Here is a 25,571-nt window from a genome sequence, read left to right on the forward strand (position 1 = left end):
GAGACTTCAAGACTTCAGGAGCTGTAGAAGCCATGAGGAAGAGTCACCCCATCCGGCGTGTCGTGCTGGCCGGCGCCGCCACCGTGTCCGGGATCGTGCTGCTGCTGTCGCTGAAACCGGCGACGGACCCGGCGTCCGCGCAGGCGGCGGGCGTCGGGGCACCGCCGGCGGCCTCGGCCCAGGGCGGCGCCCAGGCGGCCGGGTCCGGCACGGTCACCGGTGACGCGGCGCAGACCCAGTACGGGGCCGTGCAGGTGCGGCTGACCGTCAGCAACGGCAAGATCACCCAGGCGGAGGCCGTCCAGGCGCCCAAGGGCGGCCAGAGCGACCAGATCACCGCGAACGCCGTGCCCAAGCTCAACCAGGCGGCCGTCGCGGCAGGCAGCGCCGACATCGACGCGGTCTCCGGGGCGACGTACACGAGCAAGGGCTACAAGGAATCCCTCCAGTCGGCGATCGACAAGGCGAAGGCGAGCGCGGGCTCGTCGCAGGGTTCGGGTTCGCAGGGATCCGGTTCGCAGGGGTCGGGCCAGGGTTCGGGCGCCGCTCAGGCCCGTACCGTCACCGGCAGCGTCGCCCAGACCCAGTACGGGCCGGTCCAGGTCCGGATCACCGTCGCCGGCGGAAAGATCACCAAGGCCGAGACGGTCCAGGCGCCCAGCGGCGGCCGGAGCACCGACATCACCGGCAACGCCGTACCGAAGCTCAACCAGGCGGCCGTGGCGGCAGGCAGCGCCGACATCGACGCGGTCTCCGGGGCCACCTACACCAGCGCCGGCTACAAGGAATCCCTGCAGTCCGCCGTGGACCAGGCCGGTGGCTGACACGGTGGCGGAACCGACACAAGCTCCCGCCGCGGTACGTCATGCGGAGGAGGTCATGGGGACGGTCTTCTCCTTCGACGTCCGCGGCGGGGATCCCGGTGCCGTGCAGTCAGCGCTGCAAACGGCGGTCGCCGGGCTGCACCGGGTGGACGAGGTGTTCAGCACCTACCGCGACGACAGCCAGGTCTCCCGGCTGGCACGCGGTGACCTGACCGTCGAAGAGTGCGACCCCGAGGTCGCCGAGGTCCTCGGCCTGGCCGCCGAGGCGGAACGGCTCAGCGACGGCTGGTTCAGCACGACGTACGAGGGCCGCCTCGACCCGACCGGCATCGTCAAGGGCTGGTCGGTGGAGCGCGCGGCCCGCGGCCTGGCGGACCTCCCGGGCGTGGCCGGCGTGAGCGTGAACGGCGGCGGCGACGTGCAGTTGCTGGGCGTGCCCGGCCCGCAGCGCCCCTGGCGGGTCGGTGTCTCCGACCCCCTGCGCCCCGGCGGCCTGGCCGCGGTCATCTCCGCCGCCGGCCTCACCGAACTGGCGGTGGCCACCTCCGGCACGGCAGAACGCGGCGCCCACATAGTCGACCCCGGCACAGGACACTCAGCGGTGACGGACCTGGTGGCGGTGACGGTGGTCGCCCCTCGACTGACCTGGGCGGACTGCTGGGCGACGGCGGCTTTCGCGATGGGTTCGCGGCAGGGGTTGCGGTGGCTGGAGTCACTACCGGACGTGGAGGCCCTGCTGATCACGGCGGGGGATGAGGTGCGCTGCACAGGAGGCCTCGCGGCCCGACTCGGCTGAGCTGCAACCCCCAGGGGCGCGGGGAACTGCGCGACCAGCCACACCCCACCCGCACTCGGCATACAACGGCCACCACCCCCCTCAGTGGCCGTTCTGAGCCAACCTCAACAAGTGCTCGGCCAAAGCCTGCCCACCCGTGGGATTCCGGCTGATCAACATCAGCGTGTCATCCCCGGCGATGGTCCCCAGAATGTCATGCAGCTCGGCCTGATCGATGGCCGAGGCCAAGAACTGCGCGGCCCCCGGAGGGGTACGCAGGACCACGAGATTCGCCGAAGCCTCCGCGGAGATGAGCAGCTCCTGCGACAACCGCCGCATCCGCTCCTCCTTCGCCGACTCCCCCAGCGGCGCCCGCGGCGTACGAAACCCGCCCTCGCTCGGCACCGCGTAGATCAGGTCGCCGTCGTTGTTACGGATCTTCACCGCGTTCAGCTCGTCCAGATCCCGGGAGAGCGTCGCCTGCGTGACGCTCAGCCCGTCGTCCGCGAGCAGCTTCGCCAACTGGCTCTGCGACCGCACCGGCTGCCGGTTGAGAATGTCCACGATCCGGCGGTGGCGTGCGGTCCGGGTCTGCGGCACATGAGGCCCGGCAGCCCCGTTCACGTCGTTCTGCCCGTGGTCCTGCGCCTGACTCATCGTCGTCTCATTCCCAGGTTCATCCGTCCCCGTCGGCCTCGTCCAGGATGCCGGGAAGGGCCTGAAGAAGCGCCTCCACTTCATCGTCACCGAGGTTCAGTGGCGGCATCAGCCGTACGACATCGGGGGCGGGCGCGTTCACCAGGAATCCGGCGTCCTGAGCCGCCTGCTGCACCTTGGCGGCGAGTGGCTCGGTGAGCACGATACCCAGGAGGAGGCCGCCACCCCGGACATGGGCGATCAACCGGTGGCCGAGAGCCTCCACACCGTCGCGCAACTTCTCGCTCTGCCGCTTGACGTTCTCCAGCAACCCCTCGTTCGCGATCGTGTCCAGCACGGCCAGCCCCGCGGCGCACGCGACCGGGTTTCCGCCGAAGGTCGTCCCGTGGTGGCCGGGCTGCAGCAGCTCCGCCGCCCGCCCGAACGCGACCGTCGCGCCCAGCGGCAGCCCGCCGCCGAGCTGCTTGGCGAGGGTGACGACATCCGGCAGGACGCCCTCGTGGGCCTGGTACTCGAACCAGTGCCCGGTGCGGCCGATGCCGGTCTGCACCTCGTCGAGGACGAGGAGCGCTCCCGTCGCGGCCGTGATCGCCCGCGCCGCCTTCAGATATCCGGCGGGCGGCACCACGACGCCCAGCTCTCCCTGGATCGGCTCGATGATCACCAGAGCCGTCTCCTCCGTCACCGCGGCGGCCAGCGCCTGCGCGTCGCCGAAGGGCACATGCGTGACCTCACCGGGCAGCGGCAGGAACGGCTCCCGCTTGCCGGGCTGGCCGGTCATCGCGAGGGCGCCCATGGTACGGCCGTGGAAGGCGCCCTCGGTGGCGACGACATGGGTCCGCCCGGTCAGCCGGCCGATCTTGAACGCGGCCTCGTTGGCCTCGGCCCCGGAGTTGCAGAAGAAGACCTTGCCGTCCCGGCCGAACAGCTGGAGGAGCCGTTCGGCGAGGGCGAGGGTCGGCTCGGCCATGAAGAAGTTGGAGATGTGGCCGAGGGACGCGATCTGCTTGCCGACCGCCTCGACGATCGCCGGGTGGGCGTGGCCCAGCGCGTTGGTCGCGATGCCGCCGACCCAGTCGGAGTACTGCTTGCCGTCGGCGTCCCAGACCTTCAGGCCTTCACCGCGTACGAGAGGGAGCCGCGGGGTGCCGTAGTTGTTCATGAGCGAGCCCTGCCACCGCTCGGCGTACTCTGCGTTTGCCGCGGTCCCGGTCATTCGGCGTCCCCCTCAGGCGCGTCCGGCACGACCATCGTGCCGATTCCTTCGTCGGTGAAGATCTCCAGCAGGATCGAGTGCTGGACTCGGCCGTCGATGACCCGGGCGGTGGTCACGCCGCCCCGCACGGCGTGCAGGCAGCCCTCCATCTTCGGCACCATGCCGGAGCTCAACTCCGGCAGCAGCTTCTCCAGTTGGGAAGCGGTGAGGCGGCTGATCACCTCATCGCTGTGCGGCCAGTCCTCGTAAAGGCCCTCGACGTCCGTGAGGACCATGAGGGTTTCGGCGCCCAGCGCAGCAGCGAGTGCCGCAGCCGCCGTATCAGCATTGACGTTGTAGACATGGTGGTCGTCCTGGCTACGGGCGATCGACGAGACGACGGGGATCCGGCCGTCGGCCAGCAGCGCCTCGATCGCGCCCGTGTCGATGTCGGTGATCTCGCCGACCCGGCCGATGTCGACGAGCTCGCCGTCGATCTCGGGCTGGTGCCGGGTGGCGGTGATGGTGTGCGCGTCCTCGCCGGTCAGGCCGACGGCGAGCGGTCCGTGCTGGTTGAGCAGGCCGACCAGCTCGCGCTGGACCTGCCCGGCCAGCACCATCCGTACGACGTCCATGGCGTCCTCGGTGGTGACCCGCAGGCCGGCCTTGAACTCGCTGACGATGCCGTGCTTGTCGAGGGCGGCGCTGATCTGCGGGCCGCCGCCGTGCACGACGACCGGCTTGAGGCCGGCGTGGTGCAGGAAGACGACGTCCTGGGCGAAGGCGGCCTTGAGGTCCTCGTCGATCATGGCGTTGCCGCCGAACTTGATGACGACGGTCTTGCCGTTGTGCCGGACCAGCCAGGGCAGCGCCTCGATGAGGATCTGGGCCTTGGGGAGCGCGGTGTGCTTGCGCGTCTGATTGCTCATGAGGAGTAGGCGCTGTTCTCGTGGACGTAGTCGGCGGTCAGGTCGTTGGTCCAGATGGTGGCGGTCTCGGTGCCGGCGGCGAGGTCGGCGACGATGTGCACCTCGCGGTAGCGCATGTCGACCTTCTCGCGGTCCTCGCCGACGCCGCCGTTCTTGCACACCCAGACGCCGTTGATGGCGACGTTGAGCCGGTCCGGCTCGAAGGCGGCCTGCGTCGTGCCGATCGCGGAGAGGACACGGCCCCAGTTGGGGTCCTCGCCGTGGATGGCGCACTTGAGGAGGTTGTTGCGGGCGATGGAGCGGCCCACCTCGACGGCGTCGTCCTCGGTGGCGGCGTTGATCACCTCGACCTTGATGTCCTTGCTGGCGCCCTCGGCGTCCCGGATCAGCTGCTGGCCGAGGTCGTCGCAGACCTGCCGTACGGCCTCGGCGAACTCCGCGTACTCCGGGGAGACTTCGGCGCTGCCGGAGGCGAGCAGCAGCACGGTGTCGTTGGTGGACATGCAGCCGTCGGAGTCGACCCGGTCGAAGGTGACCTTGGTGGCGGCGCGCAGGGCCTTGTCGAGTACGTCGTTGTCGAGGGCCGCGTCGGTGGTGATCACGACGAGCATGGTGGCGAGGCCGGGCGCGAGCATGCCGGCGCCCTTCGCCATCCCGCCGACGGTCCAGCCGTCCTTCGTCACGACGGACGTCTTGTGGACGGTGTCGGTGGTCTTGATGGCGATGGCGGCCTTCTCGCCGCCGTGCTCGGAGAGCTGTTCCGCGGCGGTCTCGACACCCGGGAGCAGCTTGTCCATGGGCAGCAGCACGCCGATCAGGCCGGTGGAGCAGACGGCGACCTCGATGGCGCCCCGGCCGAGCACCTCGGCGGCCTTCTCGGCGGTGGCGTGGGTGTCCTGGAAGCCCTTCGGCCCCGTACAGGCGTTGGCGCCACCGGAGTTGAGGGCCACGGCGGAGACCTCACCGCTCTTCAGGACCTGCTCGGACCACAGGACCGGGGCGGCCTTGACGCGGTTGGAGGTGAAGACGCCCGCGGCGGCGCGGCGGGGCCCGTCGTTGACCACGAGGGCCAGGTCCGGGTTGCCGTTCTCCTTGATCCCGGCGGCGATACCCGCCGCCCGGAACCCTCTTGCTGCCGTGACACTCACGGTGCGACTCCGATCGTGGAAAGCCCGGTGTTCTCGTGAAACCCGAGGGCGATGTTCATGCTCTGGACCGCGCCGCCGGCCGTGCCCTTGGTGAGGTTGTCGATGGCGCTGATCGCGATGATGCGGTTCGCGGCGGCGTCGAACGCGACCTGCACCTGAACGGCGTTCGAACCGTAGACGGACGCCGTGGCGGGCCACTGCCCCTCGGGGAGGAGATGGACGAAGGGTTCGTCGGCGAAGGCCTTCTCGTAGGCGGTGCGGACGGACTCGCCGGTGACACCGTCTTTCGCGGAGGCCGTGCACGTGGCGAGGATGCCGCGGGGCATGGGCGCGAGGGTCGGCGTGAAGGAGACACTCACCGTCTCCCCCGCGGCCGCGCTGAGGTTCTGGATCATCTCGGGCGTGTGCCGGTGGCCGCCGCCGACGCCGTACGGCGTCATGGAGCCCATGACCTCGCTGCCCAGCAGATGGGGCTTGGGCGCCTTGCCCGCGCCGGACGTGCCGGAGGCGGCGACGATCACGGCCTCGGGCTCGGCGAGGCCGGCGGCGTAGGCCGGGAACAGGGCGAGGGAGACGGCGGTCGGGTAGCAACCGGGCACCGCGATGCGCTTGGACCCCTCCAGCGCAGCGCGGCCACCCGGCAGTTCGGGAAGGCCGTACGGCCAGGTGCCGGCGTGCGGGGAGCCGTAGAACCTCTCCCAGTCACCCGCGTTCTTCAGCCGGAAGTCGGCGCCCATGTCGACGACCAGCACATCCGGGCCGAGCTGCTCGGCGACGGCGGCGGACTGGCCGTGCGGCAGGGCGAGGAAGACGACGTCATGGCCGCTCAGCGCCTCGGGCGTGGTCTCCAGGAGCACGCGGTCGGCGAGGGGCAGCAGATGCGGCTGCAGCGCTCCGAGCCTCTGTCCCGCGTTCGAGTTGCCGGTCAGGGCTCCGATCTCGACCTCGGGGTGCGCCAGGAGCAGACGCAGCAGTTCCCCGCCCGCGTATCCGCTCGCTCCGGCCACTGCCGCACGTACCGCCATGGAATCCTCCTCCTAGACGGCATGACTATACGTTTCGATGCACGTTTATGCAATCTCTGAAGAGGCGGGCCGGGCCGACCGCACCCCTGGTCCGGGTCAGGCCGCGGGCCGGACGAGGCCGGACTCGTAGGCGAAGGTCACCGCCTGGACGCGGGCGCGGGCGCCGATCTTGGTGAGGAGGTTGCTGACGTGGGTCTTGACGGTGGTCGGGGCGATGGACAGCCGCTCGGCGATCTCCGCATTGGACCAGCCCGAGGCGACGGCGACGAGAACGTCGCGTTCACGCCCGGTGAGAACGTCGAGCCCGGCGGCCGGCCGAAGGGGGCGGGACGTGCGCTGCAGACGGACGGCGTCGATGAGAGCGCGGGTCAGCGCCGGGGTGATGACGGCCTCTCCGGCGGCGACGACACGGACGGCCGCGGTCAGCTCCTCCGGGGCGGCGTCATTGAGCAGGAAGCCGCGGGCCCCGGCACGCAGCGCGGCGTAGGCATACCCCTCCTGACCGGCCGGGGTCAGCACCAGTACGCGCGGCGGGCGGGCCGGAACGGGGGCGGCCCGCGGAGCGTCGGCGACACGTGCGGGCCGGGCGAGGCGCCGGATGGTGCCGATGCTGTCCGGCCTGGACAGATGGGCGTCCATGAGGACGACGTCGGGACGGAGCTCGCCGACCGCGCGCACCGCCGCCTCCCCGTCCACCGCCTCACCGACGCAGTCCAGGTCGGGCTCGGCGGCCAGGAGCATGCGCAGGGCGAGGCGCTGGAGGGATTGGTCGTTGACGACGAGTACGGAGACCATGCCTGTCTTCTCCCTGCCGAGGTCCAGCTTCGCTGAACGAAACGGTTTCGTACATCAGATTAGCGCGGCTTCCGTAAAGCCGGAGTAGGCGAACGGCTAGGACTTCGCCCTGACGAGACCGGCGTCGTAGGCCATGATCACGGCCTGGATGCGGTCGCGGGCGCCGATCTTGGCGAGGACCCGTCCGACGTGCTTCTTCACGGTGGACTCGGTGAGGACGAACCGTTCGGCGATCTCGGTGTTGGTCCAGCCCTGGCCGATGGCGACCAGCACCTCCCGTTCGCGGTCGCTGAGGGTCCGCAGCCGGGGGTCCTCGGGGACGGGGGCGTCGGTCGGGGCGAGGACCTGGTGGGCGTAGGCGTCCAGCAGCCGGCGGGTGAGGCTGGGGGCGACGACGGCGTCGCCGGTGGCGACCGCGTGGATGCCGGCCACGAGTTCCTCGGGGCGGGCGTCCTTGAGCAGGAAGCCGCTGGCTCCGGCGCGCAGCCCGTCGTAGGCGTACTCGTCGAGGTCGAAGGTGGTGACGATGAGGACGCGGGTGCGGCCGCCGGACGCGACGATGCGGCGGGTGGCCTCCAAGCCGTCCATACCGGGCATACGGATGTCCATGAGGACGACGTCGGGGCGGAGCTCGGCGGCCATGCGGACGGCCTCGGCGCCGTGCTCGGCCTCGCCGACCGGTTCCAGGCCGGGGGTGCCTTCGAGGAGCATGCGCACACCAATGCGCTGAAGGGGCTGGTCGTCGGCGATCAGCACGGTGGTCATGGCAGGTGTTCTCCTCGCGGTACGTCGAGCACGACGTCCACGAGCCAGCCGTGGCCGGTGTCGCGCGGTCCGGTGATGACGGTGCCGCCGAACATGGCGGCCCGCTGGCGGATGCCGACGAGGCCATGCCCCGGGCCGTCGTCGTCCTGGGTGGCCTGCTTCGGGCGTGCGGGCGCCCCCGGCGGTGCACCGGTGTCGGTGACCCGGATCCGCACCTCCCCCGCCTCCACCACGACGGTGACCTCGGCGGAGGCGCCGGGGCCCGCGTGCTTGAGCGTGTTGGTGAGGGACTCCTGGACGATGCGGTAGACGGTGAGCTGAACGCCGTCGCCCAGTCTGTTGGACTCGCCCACGGTCCGGAACGTCACCGGCAGTCCCGCCGCGCGCACCCGCGCCAGCAGGGGGTCCAGGTCCGGGATGCCGGGCTGCGGGCTGAGCATCCGCTCGCCGTCCTGGTCCTCGCGCAGGACGCCCAGGACCCGGCGGAGTTCACTCATGGCCTGGCGGCCGGTGTCGCCGAGGATGCGCAGGGCATCGGCGGACTGCTCGCCCCGGCCCGTGGCGAGGGTCGCGGCGCCGTCGGCCACGCTGACCATCACGGAGAGGTTGTGGCCGACGATGTCGTGCATCTCGCGGGCGACCCGGGACCGCTCGGCGGCGGCGGTGAGTCTCAGGCGCTGGTCCTGCTCGACCTCCAGACGTCTGGCGCGGTCCTCCAGGGCCTCCAGATACATCCGGCGGATACGGAGGGTCAGGCCGATGGCGATGGCCGCCGTCACCGTGCCCAGCAGGAAGAAGACGGCGAGCAGCGGATGGTCGACCGGCATCAGGACGAAGGCCGCCAGCACCAGTTGGACCGCGGTGAGCGCGGCGGCCCAGCCCAGCACCCGCAGCGAACCGGTGCGGGCCAGGGTGTACAGGGCGACGAGCACGGCGAGGCCCGCCGGCAGCCAGAGGCCCAGGGACCAGTGGGCGAGGGACACCGCAGCGATCACGAAGAAGGTGACGACGGGGGCCTTGCGCCGCCACCAGAGCGGGACGGCGAACGCGACGACGAAGACGTACGGGACGAACGACGGCAGCTCGTCACGGTCGTCGGCGTCCCCGAAGGGGGAGCTGCCGTGCCCCCAGACCAGGTCGGGCACGCTGATGGCGACGATCAGCAGCACCACGGCCGTGTCGAGCAGCCAGGGGTGCCTGCGGTCCAGCCGACGGCGGCGGCTCTGGTCGCGCAGCAGCCGGCCCAGCACCGGGTGCGCCCACGCGGCGTCGAACCCGGGGGACGGTGCGGGCACCGTCCCCCGAGAGGGGTCCGCGGCGGCTGCCTGGCGCTCCGGGTTCATGGCGACCATTGTCCTCGTGCCCAGGTCAGACGTCGGTCTTGACGAGCCGGAGGGCGGCCCCGGCGAGGGTCAGCGCCACCCAGCCGGCGAAGACGGCGAGTCCGGCCCCGGGCGAGAGGGCGTCCGAGGACTCGTGCAGGGCGTAGACGGCCGACCCCGCGTTGCTGGGGAAGTAGGGGCTCAGCGTGTCGTACCAGGAGTCCGGCAGCAGCGAGGCCAGCCCGGGCAGGATCAGCAGAACGCCGACCAGGGCCGCGATGGCCCCGGCGGAGGAACGGATCAGCATGCCCAGGGCCACGCCGAACACGGCCACCAGCGCGAGGTAGACCCCGGCGCCGGCCAGGCTGCGCAGGACACCGTCGTCGCCGAGCGAGAGCGCGATCCGCTCGCCGTCCAGGCCCGGGGTGCCCAACTGGAAGGCGGCCAGCGCGCCGAGGGTGGCGAGGACCAGGGCGATGGGCCCGATCACCAGCGCCTTGGACCACAGCACCGGCAGCCGGCGCGGCACCGCGGCGAGCGTGGACCGGATCATGCCGGTGCTGTACTCGCCCGCGGAGAGCAGTACGCCGAGCACGCCGATGGCCAGGGACGCGAAGGTCACGCCGGTCAGGGCCAGACTGACCGCGGTGCTGTCGCCGTCGGAGGCTCCCGGTCCGGGTGGCCCGCCGGCCGCGACGGCGTCGGGACTGTAGGTGTAGCTGGCGATCGCGCCGAACAGGACCAGGAGGAACACGGCGACGCCGAGGGTGATCCAACTGGAGCGCAGCGACCAGAACTTGGCCCACTCCGAGCGCAGCACTCCGAGGCCGGTCACCTTGTACTTCGTCGTGCGGGCAGGGGCGGGGGTGATGCTGGTGACGGACATCAGGCGGCCCTTCGCTCGGTGTCGGACGCGGTGTCGGCCCCGCTGTCGGCCGGAGCACTCTGGTACTCGACGGCATCGCGGGTGAGCTCCATGAACGCCGCCTCCAGGGAGACGGCCTGCGGGGTGAGTTCGTACAGCGGTACGCCGTGCTGGGCGGCGATCGCCCCGATCTCCCGGGCGTCACGGCCGGTGACCAGCAGTTCCTCCGCGGAGGAGGAGCTGATCGTGACGTCGGGGCCGGCCAGCAGCGAACGCAGCCGCACGGCCTCGGCGGTGGCCACCTTCACGCCCGAGCCGCTCGCCTCCCGGGTGAAGTCGGCGACGGTGGTGTCGGCGAGCAGCCGTCCGCGTCCGATGATCACCAGGTGGTCGGCGATCAGCGCGGTCTCGCTCATCAGATGCGAGGAGAGCATCACGGCCCGGCCCTCGTCGGCCAGCGAGCGCAGCAGGTTGCGTACCCAGAGCACGCCCTCCGGGTCGAGGCCGTTGACCGGTTCGTCGAGCATGACGATCGCCGGGTCGCCGAGCAGCGCCGAGGCGATGCCGAGCCGCTGCCCCATGCCGAGTGAGAAGGCACCGACCCGCTTGCCGGCCACGCTGGTCAGTCCGGCCAGCTCGATCACCTCGTCCACCCGGCGGCGCGGAATGCCGTGGGTGTACGCCAGCGCCATCAGATGGTTGAACGCGCTGCGTCCGGGGTGGACGGACTTGGCCTCCAGCAGCGTGCCGATCTCCTGCAACGGTGCGGCGTGCCTGGCATAGGACTTGCCGCCGACGACGACCGATCCCTCGGTGGGAGCGTCCAGGCCGACGATCATGCGCATGGTCGTGGACTTGCCCGCGCCGTTGGGGCCGAGAAAGCCGGTGACCTCACCGGGCCGCACGGTGAAGCTCAGATGGTCGACGACCGTCTTGTCGCCGTACCGCTTGGTCAGCTCACGCGCCTCGATCATGGAAGTGCCCTCTCCTGCCTCGAACCCGGGCCCCGGGCGGGGCGCGGTGTCTGTCTTCGACGCTAGGAGCGGCGCAGGTCGGGGCACTGGGACCGGAGGGGAATCTTCGGGAGGCGACTGGTACCGCGGTACCACTTGGCCCAGGTGCGACGGTGGGCCGCTGCCCGTCCGGGCGACGACCCACCGCTGGAACCACTTCGCGGGACCCCGCGCGACCTACCTCTGCTTGATCCGCAGGAAGGTGACCGAGTTCGCTGGGAAGGTGTACGTGAACTTCGCGGCGACCCCCGAGAAGGTCGACGTGGCCGGGGCGACCGGCGCGTCTGTCTCGGTGTTCACCGCGTCCTGGCCGGCGGCGAGCGTGGTCACCCGGGCCGTGGCGGCGACCTTGGCGCTGCCGAGGTCGATCGCCGTACGGGCCCGGGCGGACTGGGCGTTGACGACCTTGACGATCAGATCACCGGTCCGGGCGTCCTTGGTGACGACCTGGCGGAACGGCTCGGCCGGCTTGTCGTCGGTGAAGCCGCCCCACTCCTTGCCGTCCAGATACAGGGTGACCTGACGGCCGCGCACCTTGACGTCGATGTCGTAGGCGCGGCCCGTCTCGATGGACCCTGCCTTGGTCATCAGGGTGCCCTTGCCGCCGTCCACGGCCTGCTCGACGGCGGACTGGGTGTTGTTCCAGCCGCCCAGGTTCCACCAGTAGTAGTTGCCGGTGTCCTTGACGCCGAAGGCGACGAGGAAGCCCTCCTTGCCGGACTTCTTGGTGGCCTTCACATGCAGGTCGTAGTCGTGCCAGGACGGGTCGCCGGCCTGGACCATGGTGTTCTCGGCGGCGGCGTCCGTCTGGACGTACTGGCCGTCCTGGACGCTCCAACTGCCGCCGCCGACGTGCTTCCACTGGGAGGCGTCACCGGAGAAGTCGTCGCTGAGCAGCGTCGAGCCGTCGGCCGCGGTGACCTTCACATCGTCGTACGCGGCGCTGGTCGCCCAGGTCGACAGGCCGACGCCACCGGTGATCGGACCGCTGACGTTCGGGGTCGTGGTCGCCTTCGACGGGACGACCCGGTCGCCGACGTTGTTCATGAACAGCTTCTGGACCTCGTAGTTGGCCGAGTTCCAGGAGGCGCGGTTGTTGAACCAGACCAGGTCGGGCCGCCACTGGACGTAGTCCTCGTTGGCGAGCAGCGGGGCGTACGAGGCCAGCTTGACGACGTCCGCGTTGCGCTCCAGGCCGGTCATGAACGCGGCTTCGGAGAGGCCGTTCTTCCAGGCGTTGCCCTGGGAGGCGTACTCGCCGAGGAAGACCTTCGGGCCGCCGCGGTCGTAGGAGTCGTAGCGGTCGTTGTTCTGCAGGAACCAGTTCGGGGTGTTGTAGTAGTGCTCGTCGACCATGTCGACCTTCGCCTCGCGGTTGAGCTTCCAGGCGGTGTCGAAGGTCGTGCCGGAGTCGTCCGGGCCGGAGTTGGAGATGACCGTGATGTCGGGGTACTTGGCCTCGATCGCGGTGCGGAACTGCTGGAAGCGGGCGAAGAACTCGTCGGGCAGGTTCTCCTCGTTACCGACCTCCAGGTGCGTGAGGTGGAAGGGCCTCGGGTGGCCCATCTCGGCGCGGGCCTTGCCCCACTTGGAGGTCGCCGGGCCGTTGGCGAACTCGATGAGGTCGAGGGTGTCCTGGATGTGCCGCTTGAGCAGCGCCTCGTCGGTCACGGCCTTGTTCTGGCCGCAGCCGGTCACCAGGGCCGGGACGACGGGGAGCGGCATGGCGCCGATGTCCTCGGAGAAGCGGAAGTACTCGTAGTAGCCGAGGCCGTAGCTCTGGTTGTAGCCCCAGAAGTTGGCGTTGGTGGCGCGCTGCTCGACCGGGCCTATGGTGTCCTTCCACTGGTAGGAGCGCTTGCGCTGCCAGCCGGAGGCCTCGCTGTAGTCGTCCATGGAGCCGGTGTTGACCAGGCAGCCGCCGGGGAAGCGGACGAAGCCGGGGTGCAGGGCGGCGATCTTCTCGGCGAGGTCCTTGCGCAGGCCGTTCGGCTGGTTCTTGTAGGTGTCGCGCGGGAACAGCGACACCATGTCGAGGGCCGCCGCGTCGGTGGCGGCGACGGCGAGCCGGCCGCGGTTGCTGGTGCGGGTCGCGGTGAAGGTGGTCCGGTACTTGGCCCAGCCGCCCTTGACGGCCACCTGGCGGGCGGTCGCCAGGTCGCCGGCGGCGTCCTTGAGCGCGACGCTCAGCGTGGTGCCGCTCTCGGCCCGGGCCCACACCGAGAAGTCGTACCGCTTGCCCTGCTCGATACGGATCCCGGTGTTGTAACCGGCGTTCGTGACGGCCGAACCGGCGCCCAGCGAGAGGTAGTTGCGGTTGCGCTCGTTCAGCCGCCCTGCGTCGTTCACGACCTGTGCGGTGCCGTCGACCGCCCAGGAGGTGAGGGGCGTGTACGACCGGTTGTCGTCCGTCGAGTACTCGAAGGACCGGTTCTGCACGAGCTCGGCGTACAGACCGCCGTCCGCGGCCCGGTTGATGTCCTCGAAGAACACGCCGTACATCGTGTCGTCGATCTTCGCGCCCTGGGCCGCGGGATCGACGGTGATCGCGTAGTCGGTGACGCCCTCGGCGTGCGCCGGCGCCGGGAGGAGGGCCGTCGCCGTCAGGAGGGCGGTGGTCGTCAGACCTAGTCTCCAGCGGGTGCGGCTGGTGCGTGACATGGATACTCCGCGGCTCGTTGTTCGAAATATCAGACAATGATCAGCACTTCGAACGGCAAGATAGGGAGGGTGGTTCGGGAGCGTCAACGGGTCGCGCGGTATCGAAAGTGTCGGAAGCGTCGGGAGGTGCGGAACGGATGGGCGGGTTCTGGCCGGTTCCGGATGTACTGACATATCTGGCCGGGAGCTGGCGGGTCGAGCGGACCGTGCGTGATCTCGCGAGCGGCGCGGAAGGGAAGTTCTCCGGTACGACGGTTTTCGGCCCACTCGACGACGGAGGTCTTCTGCACGAGGAGTCCGGCACGTTCGTCTGGCAGGGCGTACCGCGGCCCGCCGAGCGGACGCTGCGCTTCCTGCCGGGCGAGGCGTGCGGCACGGCGGACGTACTGTTCGCGGACGGGCGGCCCTTCCACGATCTGGACCTGACCTCGGGGCGGTACACGGCCGACCATCCGTGCTCGGCCGACCTCTACCGGGGCGAGTTCACCGTCCTCGGCGAGGACCACTGGCGGACGGGGTGGCGGGTGCGCGGCCCGGCCAAGGACCTCGTCCTCTCCACCGACTACGCGCGTGAGGGCTGAGCCTGCGCTCCGTCGAAGCGGAGGTTCCAGCGACCGGCGCGGCCGGTGACGGTGGTCGTCGACAGGGGGCGTACGTCGATGTTCCAGTAGGTGGAGGGCGGCGCCTTCAGCGCGTAGACCAGGGCGGCCCGGATCACGGACGGTTCGGCCACGGCGACGATACGGCCGCCGTCCTCCACGGGCCGGGTGTCCAGCCAGCCGCCGACCCGGGCGATGAAGGCCAGCAGCGACTCACCGCCGTGCGGCGTGCCGCGCGGGTTCGCCAGCCAGGCGTCCACCGCCGCCGGCTCCCGGGCCATCGCCTCGCCGAGGGTCAGCCCGCGCCAGCGGCCCATGTCGCAGTCGCGCAGGGCCAGTTGCACCAGCGGGGCATAGCCGAGGGCATCGCCGGTGGCGCGGCTGCGCGGGGTCGGCGAGCAGTAGCGCAGATCGGCGGCCGCCAGCGGCAGCAGGTCGCGCGCGACGCGCTGCACTTCTTCCCAGCCGGCCTGGTCCAGCGGCCGGGCGTCCTCGAAGCGCTCCGCGAGCAGCGGAGAGCTGCGCGCGGCGGCGACGAACGTGACCCGAAGTGGCATGCGGCGATGGTGTGTCGCCGAAGTGCGCAGGTCAAGAGGCATTGTGGAGGGGTCACCGAGGGTGGACGAAGCCTCACTGCGGGGTAAGGATCAGGCGGACATGTCACTGGAAACGGACCTGTTGGAAGTTCAAGGAGTGCCCACCGGAGGTCAGTCGGTGCTCGCTAGAAGTAGAGCGCCATCCATTGGTCCGGCTTCTCCAGCGGCACGAACCCGACCTTCTCGTAGACCGTGTGCGCATCGTGCGTGGCCAGCAGCATGCGCTTGATCCCGTACGGCCGCAGGTGCTCGCGCACTCCCCCGACGAGCGCCGTACCGATCCCCTTGCCGCGCACCGACGGGTCGACATACACGTCACACAGCCACGCGAAGGTCGCCCGGTCCGTGATGACCCGGGCATACGCCACCTGCTCCCCCGAAACCGTCTCGTACACCCCGAAGTTCAGCGAGCCCTCGATCGCCCGGTCCTGCTTCTCCCGCGCCCGTCCGATCGCCCAGTACGCGTCGGTGGACAGCCACCGGTGCACCCGCTCGGCGTCGATGCGGTCGGGGTCGGCGGAGATCTGGTAGCCCTCGGCGAGGGGCGGGGTGTCGGTCATGCGGCGAGATTCGCAGGGCGGCGGGGTGGGCGTCGAGCGGTTTTCGCCGGTGGGAGGCCGTTGTCAGTGGCGGATGCGATGCTGCGGGCATGACTGGGACGACGACTGCGGCGGACTATGGGTGGCTCGACGAGAACTACGAGCACCTGCTGGAGGCTTACTGCGTCACGCTGGTGCGCGGCCTCACTCCGGAGTCACTCCTGAAGGAGTTGAAGGCCGAGCCGGAGCCCGGCCTCACCGGCGTGGACGCCTTGAACGAGCCGTGCTTCGACGCGTGGGAGTACTACGAGGGCGACCGCATGTTCATCGGTGTCACGACCGTCGGCGACTGGTCGCTGATGGTCGAGTTCAACGGCTATCTCGGGATCACTCCCGAGGCCATGCTCCCGGTCTCGCGGGGACGCACGGTGGTCTCCCACTACCGCAACATCAACGCGGTGGACCACTTCTACTGGTTCGAGGACGGCGACACACGCCTGCACTTCGAGCCGCTGTTCCCCTACGCGCGCCATGGCAGCCGCTCCGACGAACTCCTCACGGAGATGCGGGAGTCGGGCTTCGACCTCCGGGACGGCGAGGACTGTGACTACACCCTGCACACGGAGGCCGCGTTCGCGCTGGCCCACCGTCTCACCGGCATACGTCTGACGCCCGAGCTCTTCGCGTCCGCCGAGTTCACCTGTGGCACAGCCCCGGTGCCCCGCGGCTAGAGCACCTCGTCACAGGCGGTCCGCAACCGCCGTACCCCCTCCCCGATCTCCCCCACCCCCGCCACCGCCGCGAAGCTCAACCGCACATGCCCGGCCGGCGGCTCCGCGCTGAAGTACGGGCGGCCGGGGGTGATCGCGACGCCCGCTCGCAGGGCGGCGGAGGTCAGGGCCGACTCGTCGGTGCCGTCGGGCAGGCGGAGCCACAGGTGGTAGCCGCCGGACGGGATGTGCGGCAGGGCGACTTCGGGCAGGTCGAGACGGAGGGCGGCCGTCATCGCGTCACGGCGGGTCCTCAGCTCCGCCGAGATCGACCGCAGATGACGCGGCCAGGCGGGCGAGCCGACCAGCTCCAGCGCCGCTTCCTGCAGCGGTCGCGGCACGAAGAAGGTGTCGACGACCTGGATGGCGCGCAGCCGCTCCAGCACCGGGCCACGGGCAGCGAGCGCGCTCAGCCGGAAGCTCGGCGAGGTCGCCTTGGTCAGGGAGGAGACATGGACGACCACACCGTCGGGATCGTCGGCGGCCAGCGGACGCGGCAGGGGCCCCGCGTCCTCGTGCACCAGCCGTCGTACGAAGTCGTCCTCCACGACGAAGGCACCGGCCTCGCGCGCGATGCGCAGCACCTCACCGCGCCGGTCGGGGGCGAGCACCGCGCCGGTCGGGTTCTGGAACAGCGGCTGGCAGACGAACACCCGGGCACCGGTCGCCCGGAAGGCGTCGGCGAGCAGGGACGGTCGTACGCCGTCCGCGTCGACCGGGACCGGGACCGGGCGCAGGCCGGCGGCGCGGGCGATCGCCAGCATGCCCGGATACGTGGGCGACTCGACCAGCACCGGCGCACCGGGGGGTGCCAGTGCCCGCAGCGCGGTGGTCAGCGCCGACTGGCCGCCCGCGGTGATCAGCACCTCGGCCGCCGTGATCGGGCCGCCCGGCCCGCCGATGCCGCGCGCGAACCATTCCCGCAGCTCCGGCAGCCCCTCCATCGGCGGCCTCCCCCACGCCCCGGGCCGGCGGCCGGCCCGCGACAGCGCGGCGGCCATCGCCCGCTCCGGCTGCAGCGACTGGTGCAGATAGCCGCCGTTGAACTCGATCACGCCGGGCGGCGGGGCGGCGAGCGAGACCAGCACCCCGGAGGCGTCCACCGAGCGCGGCACGAGCTCCGCCGCGGCGTCCGCGCTGAGCGTCACCTCCTGCCAGGAGGTGTCCCCCACGGAAGCGGCCTGCCCGCGCGGCTCGGCGCGGAACGCTCCGGCGCCGGGCCGGGTGACCACCAGCCCCTCGGCGACCAGCTGAGCGAGGGCACGGGAGACGGTCACCGGGCTCACCCGGAACCGCTCGACGAGGGCCCGGCTCGACGGGAGCTTTCCACCCGGAGAGTAGCGGTCCAGCTCCCGCCTCAGCCGATTCGCCAGTTCACCGACACTGCTACGCTCTTGCATGAGAGCAGAGAATAGCGCTATCGACCGAACCTCGATAGCAGTCACCACCCCGCAAGCCACTCGCGCGACCGGTTCGGCGAAGGCACCCCTGCGTGGCACCCCCCTGCGCGGCACCCTCCAGGCCGCCCTCGGTGTCGCGGCCTTCTCCCTCACCTTCCCCGCCACCGCCTGGGGCCTGGAGGGCTTCGGCGCCTGGTCCCTGGTCGCCGTGCGCAGCGTCCTGGCCGCGCTGATCGCGGGTGGCTGTCTGCTCGCCCTGCGTGTCCCGCTGCCCGACCGCCGGCACTGGGCGGGTCTCGCGGTGGTCGCCGCCGGAGTGGTCCTGGGCTTCCCGCTCTTCAGCACGCTCGCGCTCCAGACGTCCACCACCGCACACGCCGCCGTCGTGGTCGGCCTGCTCCCGCTGACCACCGCCCTGTTCTCCGCCCTGCGCGTCGGCACCCGCCCCTCGCGCACCTTCTGGACGGCGGCGCTCGTGGGTGCGGCCGCGGTGGTCGCCTTCACCGTGCAGCAGAGCGGCGGCGCCCTGATCACGGCCGACCTGTACCTGTTCGCGGCGCTGCTGGTGTGCGCGGCCGGCTACACCGAGGGCGGCCGGCTGGCCCGGGTGATGCCGGGCTGGCAGGTGATCGGCTGGGCGCTGGTGCTGTGTCTGCCGCTCACCGTCCCGGCCGCCGCGGTGGCGCTGTCGTACGAACCCGTCCGGCTCACCCTGCACGGTGTGACCGGACTGCTGTGGGTCGCGGCGGGCTCGCAGTTCCTCGGCCTGGTCGTCTGGTACCGGGGCATGGCCGCCATCGGTATCCCGAAGGCCAGCCAGTTGCAGTTGGCCCAACCCCTGCTCACACTGGTGTGGTCGGTGCTACTGCTCGGCGAGCACCTGACAGTGGCCGCCCCGCTCACGGCCGCGGCGGTGCTCGTGTGCATCGCCGTGACCCAGCGGGCGCGTGGCTGAGCGGGCCCGAACGACCCACTTCCAACCACCGCTCCACGCCGTAGACTCAAGGCCACGGACCGCTGCTCCCGCACCTGGTGAGGAGGCCCAAGAGATGCGTGCAACCGTGGGCGACCAACTTGTTCAGCACGGCAGGGTGGTCGGACAACACGACAAGGTCGGCGAGATCGTCGAGATCCTGGGTCAGGAGGGCAACCCCCCGTACCGCGTCCGCTTCGAGGACGGGCACGAGGGCCTGTGCTCCCCCGGCCCCGACACCGAGATCCGTCACAGTCACAAGGACCGGGCCAAGTAGCTCGACCGGGCGAAGCAGCCCGACGAGCGGATCAGCGCGGGGTCATGGCCGGCTGCCCGTAGTGGTCGGCCACCACCTGCGCCATGGCGCCGATCCGGTCCGCCGCCAGGTCCTTCGCGGCGAAGTAGACGTGTCCGTACACCTCCGGGTACTGCTTGGCCAGGGTGAGATGCCCCGACAGCTCGGCCGGGTCCTGCCAGGCCTCGGGCTGCGCCGGGTCACCGGCCTTGTAGAGCGCCTCGCCGACGTACAGCCGTGTCCTGCTGCCCCGCACCGTCTCCGCCCACCAGGGCAGGAGCTTGCCGTAGTCCGCGGCGGCGAAGCCGACGTTCCAGTACAACTGCGGGCAGATGTAGTCGATCCAGCCCTCGCGCACCCATCTGCGGGTGTCCGCGTAGAGATCGTCGTACGTCTGCACGCCCGCCCGTGAGTCGGAGCCGAGCGGGTCGGTGGCGGCGTTGCGCCATACGCCGAACGGGCTGATGCCGAACTGTGTGGTGGGCCGGATCCGCCGGATACCGGACGCCGTCTCCAGGATCAGCCGGTCGATGTTGTCCCGCCGCCAGTCGGCCAGGCCCGCGAAGCCGCCGCCGTACCGGTCGTAGGCGGCGGTGTCGTCGAAGGCCTGGCCGGCCACCGGATACGGGTAGAAGTAGTCGTCGAAGTGGACCGCGTCGACCGGGTACTTGTGCACCGCGTCGAGCATCGCCCGCTGCACGAAGGCACGGACCTCGGGCAGCCCCGGGTTGTAGTAGAGCTTGCCGCCGTAGGTCACCACCCACTCCGGGTGCTTACGGGCCGGGTGGGACTCGGCCAGCCTGGTGGGGTCCGTGTGGTTGGCGATGCGGTACGGGTTGAACCAGGCGTGCAGTTGCAGACCGCGGGCGTGGGCCTCCGCGACGGCCGTGCCCAGCGGGTCCCAGCCGGGGTCCTTGCCCTGGGTGCCGGTGAGGACCTGCGACCACGGCTCGCACGGCGAGGGCCACAGGGCGTCGGCCGTGGGCCGCACCTGGAGGATCACCGTGTTCAGGCCGCGGTCGGCCGCCCGGTCCAGATGACCGATCAGCTCCGCGCGCTGCTCGTCCGCGGTCAGCCCCGGCTTGGCGGGCCAGTCCCGGTTCGCCACGGTCGCGATCCACACGCCGCGCATCTCCCGGGTCATCCGGCGCCTGCCCGGATTGCTTCCGTCCGCCATGGCGGCGCCGGCCGCCATCGCGCCGCCTCCTGCCACGAGTGCCGACAGCGCGGTCGCCGTGAACGCCCGTCGTGACAGCCGTGGCCTTCGGTGCAGCATCTTCTTCGTACCTCCGTGTGCCGTGGTCAAGGGCCCCACCCCATGACAGATCCGAGCGTTCCGGACCGGCCCGGCGTCAGCTTTTCATGCGGTACCCGAACGATCGATCAAACTTCGCCGAAGGTAACGTGCAGGTTTGGAGCAGGCGTCGAACCAACGGCGGACTGCCGCAGTCGTGGATCAGCGAAGGGGACGATGTGACCGGCATCTCCGGAGATATTGCACGCGTCGGTGTGGTGGGCTGCGGCCAGATGGGGGCGGGTATCGCCGAGGTGTGCGCCCGCGCCGGCCTGGACGTGAAGGTCGCCGAGACCACCGGCGAGGCCCTGGAGATCGGCCGCACCCGGCTGTTCAGCTCCCTGGCCAAGGCCGCCGAGCGCGGCAAGATCAGCGACGAGGACCTGGACACCACACAGGCCCGGCTGTCCTTCACCACGGACCTCGGCGAGTTCGCCGACCGTGACCTGGTGATCGAGGCCGTCGTCGAGAACGAGCAGGTGAAGACCGAGATCTTCCAGGTGCTCGACCAGGTGGTGACCCGCCCGGACGCGATCCTGGCCTCCAACACGTCCTCCATCCCGCTGGTGAAGCTGGCGGTCGCCACCTCGCGCCCCGACCAGGTCATCGGCGTCCACTTCTTCAACCCGGCTCCGGTGCAGAAGCTCGTCGAGCTGATCCCGGCCCTCACCACCTCCGAGGGCACGATCGCCCGCGCCCAGTCGTTCGCCGAGAAGCTGCTGGGCAAGCACGCCATCCGCGCCCAGGACCGGTCCGGCTTCGTGGTCAACGCACTGCTGATCCCCTACCTCCTCTCCGCGATCCGGATGTTCGAGTCGGGCATCGCCAGCCGCGAGGACATCGACAACGGCATGGAGCTGGGCTGCGCCCACCCGATGGGCCCGCTGAAGCTGTCCGACCTGATCGGCCTCGACACCGTCGCCTCCGTCGCGCAGAGCATGTACGACGAGTTCAAGGAGCCGCTGTACGCCGCTCCCCCGCTCCTGCAGCGCATGGTGGACGCGGGCCGGCTGGGCCGCAAGACCGGTTCCGGCTTCTACACCTACGGCTGATTACGCGCTGTGGCTGAAATGGGCCCGTCACCCTGCTGGGTGCCGGGCCCATCGCATTCACACACCGTGTGCGCGCCGGGCTCGCATATGCCCGTCGCACACTCTCCCCACGCGTCCACCAGGCGAGTTGACTCCTCATGCGCATGCAAGAGATGTGACGACTACGGAAAGGAGCGGACTCGTGACCGCCGACCCCGAGCATCCTGTGGTCAATGGAGAACTCGCAGAGTTACGCCGCCGCCTCGATGTCGCGTACGCGCGTGTCGAGGGCGGGCTGGCTCTGCTGAGTCACCGAACCGAAGAGACCGACAAGGAACTCGATGATCTGGCCGCACGAATCGTCGCACTGGAACACGCCCGCTGGCCGCTGCCCGCAGTCGCGGCGGTGACCGCGGTGGGTGCGCTCATCGTGGCGATCTGGCAGGCGCTGGGCCATTGAGGCTCCGCAGGACACGGTGGTGGGGGGAATCAGGGCAAGGTGTCCTGACCGAGCCTGAGATGGTGCAGCAGTAGTAACGCGGCCGCCATGTTGGCGGCCGGGACCTCCCCACGGGCGATCATGTCGGGGACGAGCTTGAGGGGGACCCATTCCCGGCGGTCCGACTCGAAGTCGTCCACGGGGTGTCCTACGTACTCGCCCTCGTCGGCCCAGTAGATGTGGTGCCGGGCGTCGGTGAGCCCGTTGGAGGGCTCCACGCTCATGAGGTGGTGCAGGGGTCCCGGCCGCCAGCCGGTCTCCTCCTCCAGCTCCCTGGCGGCCGCACGGGCGATGTCCTCGCCGTCCTCGACGACGCCCGCCGCGAGCTCCCACCCCCAGCTGTCGGTGATGAAGCGGTGGCGCCACAGGAGGAGGACTTCATTGGCCTCGTTGACCACCGTGGCCACGGCGACCGGCCGCATCCGTATCAGGAAGTGGTCCAGGTGCCGACCGTCGGGCAGTTCCACATCTGCCAGGTTGACGGTGAACCAGCGGTTTTCATACACAGTTTGTTCGTTCTGTTTCGTCCACTGCACGGTTCTGCCACCTTCCGTCGAGTAAGTGGCAATATCGCAGCAGGGACTATGGGGGTGTCGGTGTTCGAGTACGCGAGTGCACCGGCCTACAGCGGTACGCGCAGCGCTCCGTCGATGAGTTCGGCGGCCTCGGAGGTGCCCGCGCTGCCGCTGCGCACCAGGTGTTCGCGTACCGCCCGGAGTCTGTCGCGCAGGCGCTGGGACTCCATCCCTCGCGCCTGCTCGGCCATCTGCACCGCCGTGGCCACCGCCTTGTCGGCGTTGCCCTGGCGCAGCTCGATCGTGCTGAGCATGGCCAGCCGGTGCACCCGGCCCCGGTCGTGGGCCGGATTGTCGACGGCGGCCGCGGCATGCTCCCCCGCGGCCGTCAGTTCCCCGAGACTCAGCAGCGCCTCCGCCACCTGGACATTGACGAGACCGGGCTGGACATAGCCCGTTTCGTCCGGTTCGTATCCGCGGTGGATGCGTTCGGCGGCCTGCTCGGCACGCCGGATGCAGGACAGGGCGCTCGTGCCGTCACCGAGGTGGGCGTACGCCTTCGCCTGCATCGCGTACAGGTCGGAGGCGAGCGCCGGGGTGATGTGCTTGCCGGCGGCCCGCAGCGCGGCCTCCGCGAAGGCGACGGCCTGCCGGAACTCCCGCATGAACAGCGCCTGGTTGACCAGCAGCGCGATCACATACGCGCCGAGCCCCCGGTCCCCGCTCGCCTTCGCCAGCCGCAGCGCCTGGTGGAAGTAGCGCTGCGCGAGCCCGTGCGCATCGGAGTCGTATGCGCAGATCCCGGCGACGGCCACCAACCCGCCGGTGGCGCGGTGCAGTTGGCGACCGGTGGCGTCGGTGTAACTGCCCCTCAGCAGCGGGGCGGCCTCCGCGTTGAGGAAGCCGACGATCCGGGTGCGCGTGGCTATGCCGCCCGCCTTGCGGTACATCTGCTCGTAGTGGGTGCGGGCGGCACGCAGCATCTCGATGTCGCCGGGGGTGACCCGGTGCCGGCCCCCGCGCGAGACGTCCACGTCCTCCGGCGGGTTCTCCCACTCCCAGACCGGCATGACGGCGGGCGTCCCCGTGACCGCGGGTGCGCCCAGGATGTGCGGCCGCTGCTGCTCGTCGGAGCGCCAGAGCGCGGTGGCCCGCTCCACGAAGCCGGACAGTGAGGTGGCGTGCGCGGTGGACGGCTCGCCGGGTACGCCGAGCCCGATGTCGTCGAGCGTGACGGTACGTTGCAGCCGGGCGGCGAGCACCTCGCAGATCAGGTCGGGCACCTGACCGCGCGGCCGCTGGCCCTTCAACCACCGTGCGACGGCGGTGTGTTCGTATCTGAGCGCGAGCCCGCGCACCCGGCCCGCCTGATTCACGTGCGCTGCCAGCCCCGCGTGCGAGATCCCGGCCTCGTCCAGGATCGCGTCGAGCAGAGTGTTGGGCTGCATGGGTGCCCCCCGGATGGCTCGGTGCCGTCAGAGTAGTGCGAACCGGTTCACACGGGGTGTGAACGGAGTGCCCGAATCCGTAGGGTGCGCGCACTGTTGCGGAGAGTTCCGAACCGGTTGACTGAAATGCCTCGCAAGAGGCCGGCCGGGCCGCCGGCTCCCCCTCGTACAGTGCGGCGGCCCGCTTCCGCGCCGTCCGCCCAGCTGCCTGCCCGACACTCCGTGGCGGGGCGGACGGCGTCGCCGCGCCGGCTTGGCCGGGCGACTGAACGCCGTTGAGCTAAAGGTGGTTGGTCGGCTGCGGGTTTGTTGTAGCTGGTCGCGCAGTTCCCCGCGCCCCCAGGGAATTCAGCGCCACCCTCACTCGATCGTTCCGTAGGACCAGTAGGGCTATGTCATCTGCCTGCCTTCCTCTTGTGTGGCGGAAGAGTGCCTCGAAGAGTGTGTTCAGGATCGTCTGAGGGGTGATCTTTTCTTGTCGTACGGCGCCTGTGAGCGCCCCCGGCAGGGAAAAGAACCGGCCTCTCGCGTCTCTCGCGTCCTCGACTCCGTCCGTGTACAGGACCAGGGAGTCCCCGGGGGGCAGAGAGCCGCACGGCAACGGGGTCAGTTCGGTGGGGAGGGGGAACGGGCCCAGGGGCGGTAGGGGGTCGGCTCGGGCGAGGGGCTCCACGCCTCGGTCGCTCAGCAAATACGGCCAGGGGTGACCGCAGTTGAGGACCGTGATCTCGCCGTCCCGGCCGATCTCCAGCAGCAGGACGGTGACGAACTCCTCGGCGACCGGGGTGTCGGGCTCCAGACCGGAGGAGGGGTGCTCGTCACGCGCACGCTCGCGCAGATGGCGGGCCAGGGCCCGGTCCAGTCTGCGCAGCACCCTGCCCAGGTCGGGTTCGTCGTGGACCGCCTCACGGAAGCTGCCGAGGATCACGGCGACCGTGCCGATGGCCGCGATGCCATGGCCGCGTACGTCGCCCATCACCGCCCGTACGCCGTGCTCGGTGGCGATGACCTCGTACAGGTCGCCGCCGACACAGGCACTGCGATCCGCGGACAGCTGGGCCGCCGCGACGCCCAGCCCGTCGATGCGGGCGGGCAGCGGCCGCAGCAGCGCGCTCTGCGCGGCACCGGCGACCTTGCGGACCTGCCGCAGCTCCCGCACGAGGGCCTGGCGGACATGCAGGATCAGACCGGTTCCCACGGCGAAGAAGACGGCACTGGTGACGATTCGAGCGCCGAGGCTCTCCTGCTGGGCGAGCGGACAGGCCAGCTTGTATGTGACCGCCGCCCCACCCCAGGCGGTGGGCAACCCCAGCGCCAGAACCTTCCGGGGAACCCGAGCCTTGATACGGAACATTCCGATGGCCCCCCAATAGGCCCTGACAACGCAGAATCGGACCGACCTCGAAAGGCCGGTCCGATTCTGTCGAGAGATAGTCCGGAAGTACCAGATCACCCGGAGAAGTCACCCTATTGAGTGAGGTGACCGCAACGCGCCCGATGGGGGTGGGGGGGGGGGGGCCCCCCCCGGGCCGGGGGGGCCCCGCCCCCCCCCCCCCCCCCCCCCCCCCCCCCCCCCCCCCCCCGCGCCCCCCCCCCCCCCCCCCCCCCCCCCCCCCCCCCCCCCCCCCCCCCCCCCCC

General features: G+C 70.8%; 26 protein-coding genes. 8 read left to right on the top strand and 18 right to left on the bottom strand.

Annotation, left to right across the window (positions count from 1 at the left end):
• Positions 1–32: 32 nt before the first annotated feature.
• Positions 33–824, top strand: a complete 792-nt coding sequence (locus ACFWYS_RS28875; RefSeq protein ID WP_384775007.1) for an FMN-binding protein — start codon at positions 33–35, stop codon at positions 822–824.
• A 55-nt stretch (positions 825–879) separates the two neighbouring features.
• Complete coding sequence (locus ACFWYS_RS28880) at positions 880–1,620, top strand: FAD:protein FMN transferase (RefSeq protein ID WP_384775010.1); 741 nt, start codon at positions 880–882, stop codon at positions 1,618–1,620.
• A gap of 81 nt (positions 1,621–1,701) precedes the next feature.
• Here the strand turns inward: ACFWYS_RS28880 and ACFWYS_RS28885 are convergent, their stop codons facing one another.
• The 11 genes from ACFWYS_RS28885 to ACFWYS_RS28935 all read right to left on the bottom strand — a co-directional run bounded on the left by ACFWYS_RS28885 (position 1,702) and on the right by ACFWYS_RS28935 (position 13,974).
• On the bottom strand, positions 1,702–2,256 hold the full coding sequence (locus ACFWYS_RS28885; protein WP_272114716.1) for an arginine repressor: 555 nt from the start codon (positions 2,254–2,256) through the stop codon (positions 1,702–1,704).
• A gap of 19 nt (positions 2,257–2,275) precedes the next feature.
• A complete protein-coding gene (locus ACFWYS_RS28890) occupies positions 2,276–3,472 on the bottom strand; it encodes an acetylornithine transaminase (protein WP_384775014.1) in 1,197 nt (398 codons plus the stop codon).
• Positions 3,469–4,380, bottom strand: coding sequence for an acetylglutamate kinase (gene argB / locus ACFWYS_RS28895; RefSeq protein WP_384775017.1), 912 nt, complete (start codon positions 4,378–4,380; stop codon positions 3,469–3,471). Before argB ends, ACFWYS_RS28890 begins: the two co-directional genes overlap by 4 nt.
• On the bottom strand, positions 4,377–5,528 hold the full coding sequence (gene argJ / locus ACFWYS_RS28900; RefSeq protein WP_384775019.1) for a bifunctional glutamate N-acetyltransferase/amino-acid acetyltransferase ArgJ: 1,152 nt from the start codon (positions 5,526–5,528) through the stop codon (positions 4,377–4,379). Before argJ ends, argB begins: the two co-directional genes overlap by 4 nt.
• Positions 5,525–6,553, bottom strand: coding sequence for an N-acetyl-gamma-glutamyl-phosphate reductase (argC, locus tag ACFWYS_RS28905; RefSeq protein ID WP_384775022.1), 1,029 nt, complete (start codon positions 6,551–6,553; stop codon positions 5,525–5,527). Before argC ends, argJ begins: the two co-directional genes overlap by 4 nt.
• 96 nt (positions 6,554–6,649) lie before the next feature.
• Positions 6,650–7,348, bottom strand: coding sequence for a LuxR C-terminal-related transcriptional regulator (locus ACFWYS_RS28910; protein ID WP_384775025.1), 699 nt, complete (start codon positions 7,346–7,348; stop codon positions 6,650–6,652).
• Between the two features lie 96 nt (positions 7,349–7,444).
• Complete coding sequence (locus ACFWYS_RS28915) at positions 7,445–8,113, bottom strand: response regulator (protein WP_384775027.1); 669 nt, start codon at positions 8,111–8,113, stop codon at positions 7,445–7,447.
• Positions 8,110–9,456: a sensor histidine kinase gene (locus ACFWYS_RS28920; RefSeq protein WP_384775030.1), complete on the bottom strand. Its 1,347-nt coding sequence runs from the start codon at positions 9,454–9,456 to the stop codon at positions 8,110–8,112. The genes ACFWYS_RS28915 and ACFWYS_RS28920 overlap by 4 nt, the downstream gene beginning before the upstream one ends.
• A 25-nt stretch (positions 9,457–9,481) precedes the next feature.
• Positions 9,482–10,321, bottom strand: a complete 840-nt coding sequence (locus tag ACFWYS_RS28925) for an ABC transporter permease (RefSeq protein WP_384775033.1) — start codon at positions 10,319–10,321, stop codon at positions 9,482–9,484.
• Positions 10,321–11,274, bottom strand: coding sequence for an ABC transporter ATP-binding protein (locus tag ACFWYS_RS28930; protein WP_384775036.1), 954 nt, complete (start codon positions 11,272–11,274; stop codon positions 10,321–10,323). The genes ACFWYS_RS28925 and ACFWYS_RS28930 overlap by 1 nt, the downstream gene beginning before the upstream one ends.
• A 216-nt stretch (positions 11,275–11,490) precedes the next feature.
• Entirely contained in the window at positions 11,491–13,974 is a 2,484-nt protein-coding gene (locus ACFWYS_RS28935; RefSeq protein WP_384775039.1) for an alpha-L-arabinofuranosidase C-terminal domain-containing protein, read from the bottom strand.
• 137 nt (positions 13,975–14,111) lie between these two features.
• On the opposite strand from ACFWYS_RS28935, the gene ACFWYS_RS28940 reads away from it, so the two are divergent.
• Positions 14,112–14,555, top strand: coding sequence for a DUF6314 family protein (locus ACFWYS_RS28940; protein WP_384775042.1), 444 nt, complete (start codon positions 14,112–14,114; stop codon positions 14,553–14,555).
• Here ACFWYS_RS28940 and ACFWYS_RS28945 read toward each other — a convergent pair.
• Together ACFWYS_RS28945 and ACFWYS_RS28950 are read right to left on the bottom strand one after the other, a co-directional pair.
• Positions 14,537–15,130, bottom strand: a complete 594-nt coding sequence (locus ACFWYS_RS28945) for a histidine phosphatase family protein (protein WP_384775045.1) — start codon at positions 15,128–15,130, stop codon at positions 14,537–14,539. The two genes, ACFWYS_RS28940 and ACFWYS_RS28945, sit on opposite strands and share 19 nt — an antisense overlap.
• A gap of 164 nt (positions 15,131–15,294) precedes the next feature.
• Complete coding sequence (locus ACFWYS_RS28950; RefSeq protein WP_384775048.1) at positions 15,295–15,729, bottom strand: GNAT family N-acetyltransferase; 435 nt, start codon at positions 15,727–15,729, stop codon at positions 15,295–15,297.
• 89 nt (positions 15,730–15,818) lie between these two features.
• Here ACFWYS_RS28950 and ACFWYS_RS28955 point away from each other — a divergent pair, with 89 nt between their 5' ends.
• Entirely contained in the window at positions 15,819–16,439 is a 621-nt protein-coding gene (locus ACFWYS_RS28955) for a DUF6461 domain-containing protein (RefSeq protein WP_384775051.1), read from the top strand.
• On the opposite strand, the gene ACFWYS_RS28960 is transcribed toward ACFWYS_RS28955, so the two are convergent.
• Positions 16,436–17,878 carry a PLP-dependent aminotransferase family protein gene (locus tag ACFWYS_RS28960; protein ID WP_384775054.1) on the bottom strand — a complete coding sequence of 481 codons (1,443 nt, stop codon included), beginning with the start codon at positions 17,876–17,878 and terminating at the stop codon, positions 16,436–16,438. The genes ACFWYS_RS28955 and ACFWYS_RS28960 overlap by 4 nt on opposite strands.
• On the opposite strand from ACFWYS_RS28960, the gene ACFWYS_RS28965 reads away from it, so the two are divergent.
• Positions 17,877–18,833 (top strand): DMT family transporter, encoded by a 957-nt coding sequence (locus tag ACFWYS_RS28965; RefSeq protein ID WP_384775057.1) that lies wholly within the window; start codon positions 17,877–17,879, stop codon positions 18,831–18,833. The genes ACFWYS_RS28960 and ACFWYS_RS28965 overlap by 2 nt on opposite strands.
• A gap of 94 nt (positions 18,834–18,927) precedes the next feature.
• Complete coding sequence (locus ACFWYS_RS28970) at positions 18,928–19,128, top strand: DUF1918 domain-containing protein (RefSeq protein WP_272114731.1); 201 nt, start codon at positions 18,928–18,930, stop codon at positions 19,126–19,128.
• A 31-nt stretch (positions 19,129–19,159) separates the two neighbouring features.
• Here the strand turns inward: ACFWYS_RS28970 and ACFWYS_RS28975 are convergent, their stop codons facing one another.
• Complete coding sequence (locus ACFWYS_RS28975) at positions 19,160–20,422, bottom strand: glycoside hydrolase family 10 protein (RefSeq protein ID WP_384775083.1); 1,263 nt, start codon at positions 20,420–20,422, stop codon at positions 19,160–19,162.
• 197 nt (positions 20,423–20,619) lie between these two features.
• Between ACFWYS_RS28975 and ACFWYS_RS28980 the strand changes: the two genes are divergently transcribed.
• Both ACFWYS_RS28980 and ACFWYS_RS28985 read left to right on the top strand, forming a co-directional pair.
• Positions 20,620–21,492, top strand: a complete 873-nt coding sequence (locus tag ACFWYS_RS28980; RefSeq protein WP_384775060.1) for a 3-hydroxybutyryl-CoA dehydrogenase — start codon at positions 20,620–20,622, stop codon at positions 21,490–21,492.
• A gap of 181 nt (positions 21,493–21,673) precedes the next feature.
• Entirely contained in the window at positions 21,674–21,931 is a 258-nt protein-coding gene (locus ACFWYS_RS28985) for a hypothetical protein (RefSeq protein ID WP_384775063.1), read from the top strand.
• Between the two features lie 29 nt (positions 21,932–21,960).
• On the opposite strand, the gene ACFWYS_RS28990 is transcribed toward ACFWYS_RS28985, so the two are convergent.
• The 3 genes from ACFWYS_RS28990 to ACFWYS_RS29000 form a co-directional block, all read right to left on the bottom strand.
• Positions 21,961–22,506 (bottom strand): NUDIX hydrolase, encoded by a 546-nt coding sequence (locus ACFWYS_RS28990; RefSeq protein WP_384775066.1) that lies wholly within the window; start codon positions 22,504–22,506, stop codon positions 21,961–21,963.
• Positions 22,507–22,592: 86 nt separating this feature from the next.
• A complete protein-coding gene (locus ACFWYS_RS28995) occupies positions 22,593–23,933 on the bottom strand; it encodes a transcriptional regulator (RefSeq protein WP_384775069.1) in 1,341 nt (446 codons plus the stop codon).
• 280 nt (positions 23,934–24,213) lie between these two features.
• Positions 24,214–25,287, bottom strand: coding sequence for a PP2C family protein-serine/threonine phosphatase (locus ACFWYS_RS29000; protein WP_384775072.1), 1,074 nt, complete (start codon positions 25,285–25,287; stop codon positions 24,214–24,216).
• Positions 25,288–25,571 lie beyond the last annotated feature (284 nt).

The organism is Streptomyces sp. NPDC059010, assembly GCF_042740355.1.
In the GTDB taxonomy this organism is placed as follows: domain Bacteria; phylum Actinomycetota; class Actinomycetes; order Streptomycetales; family Streptomycetaceae; genus Streptomyces.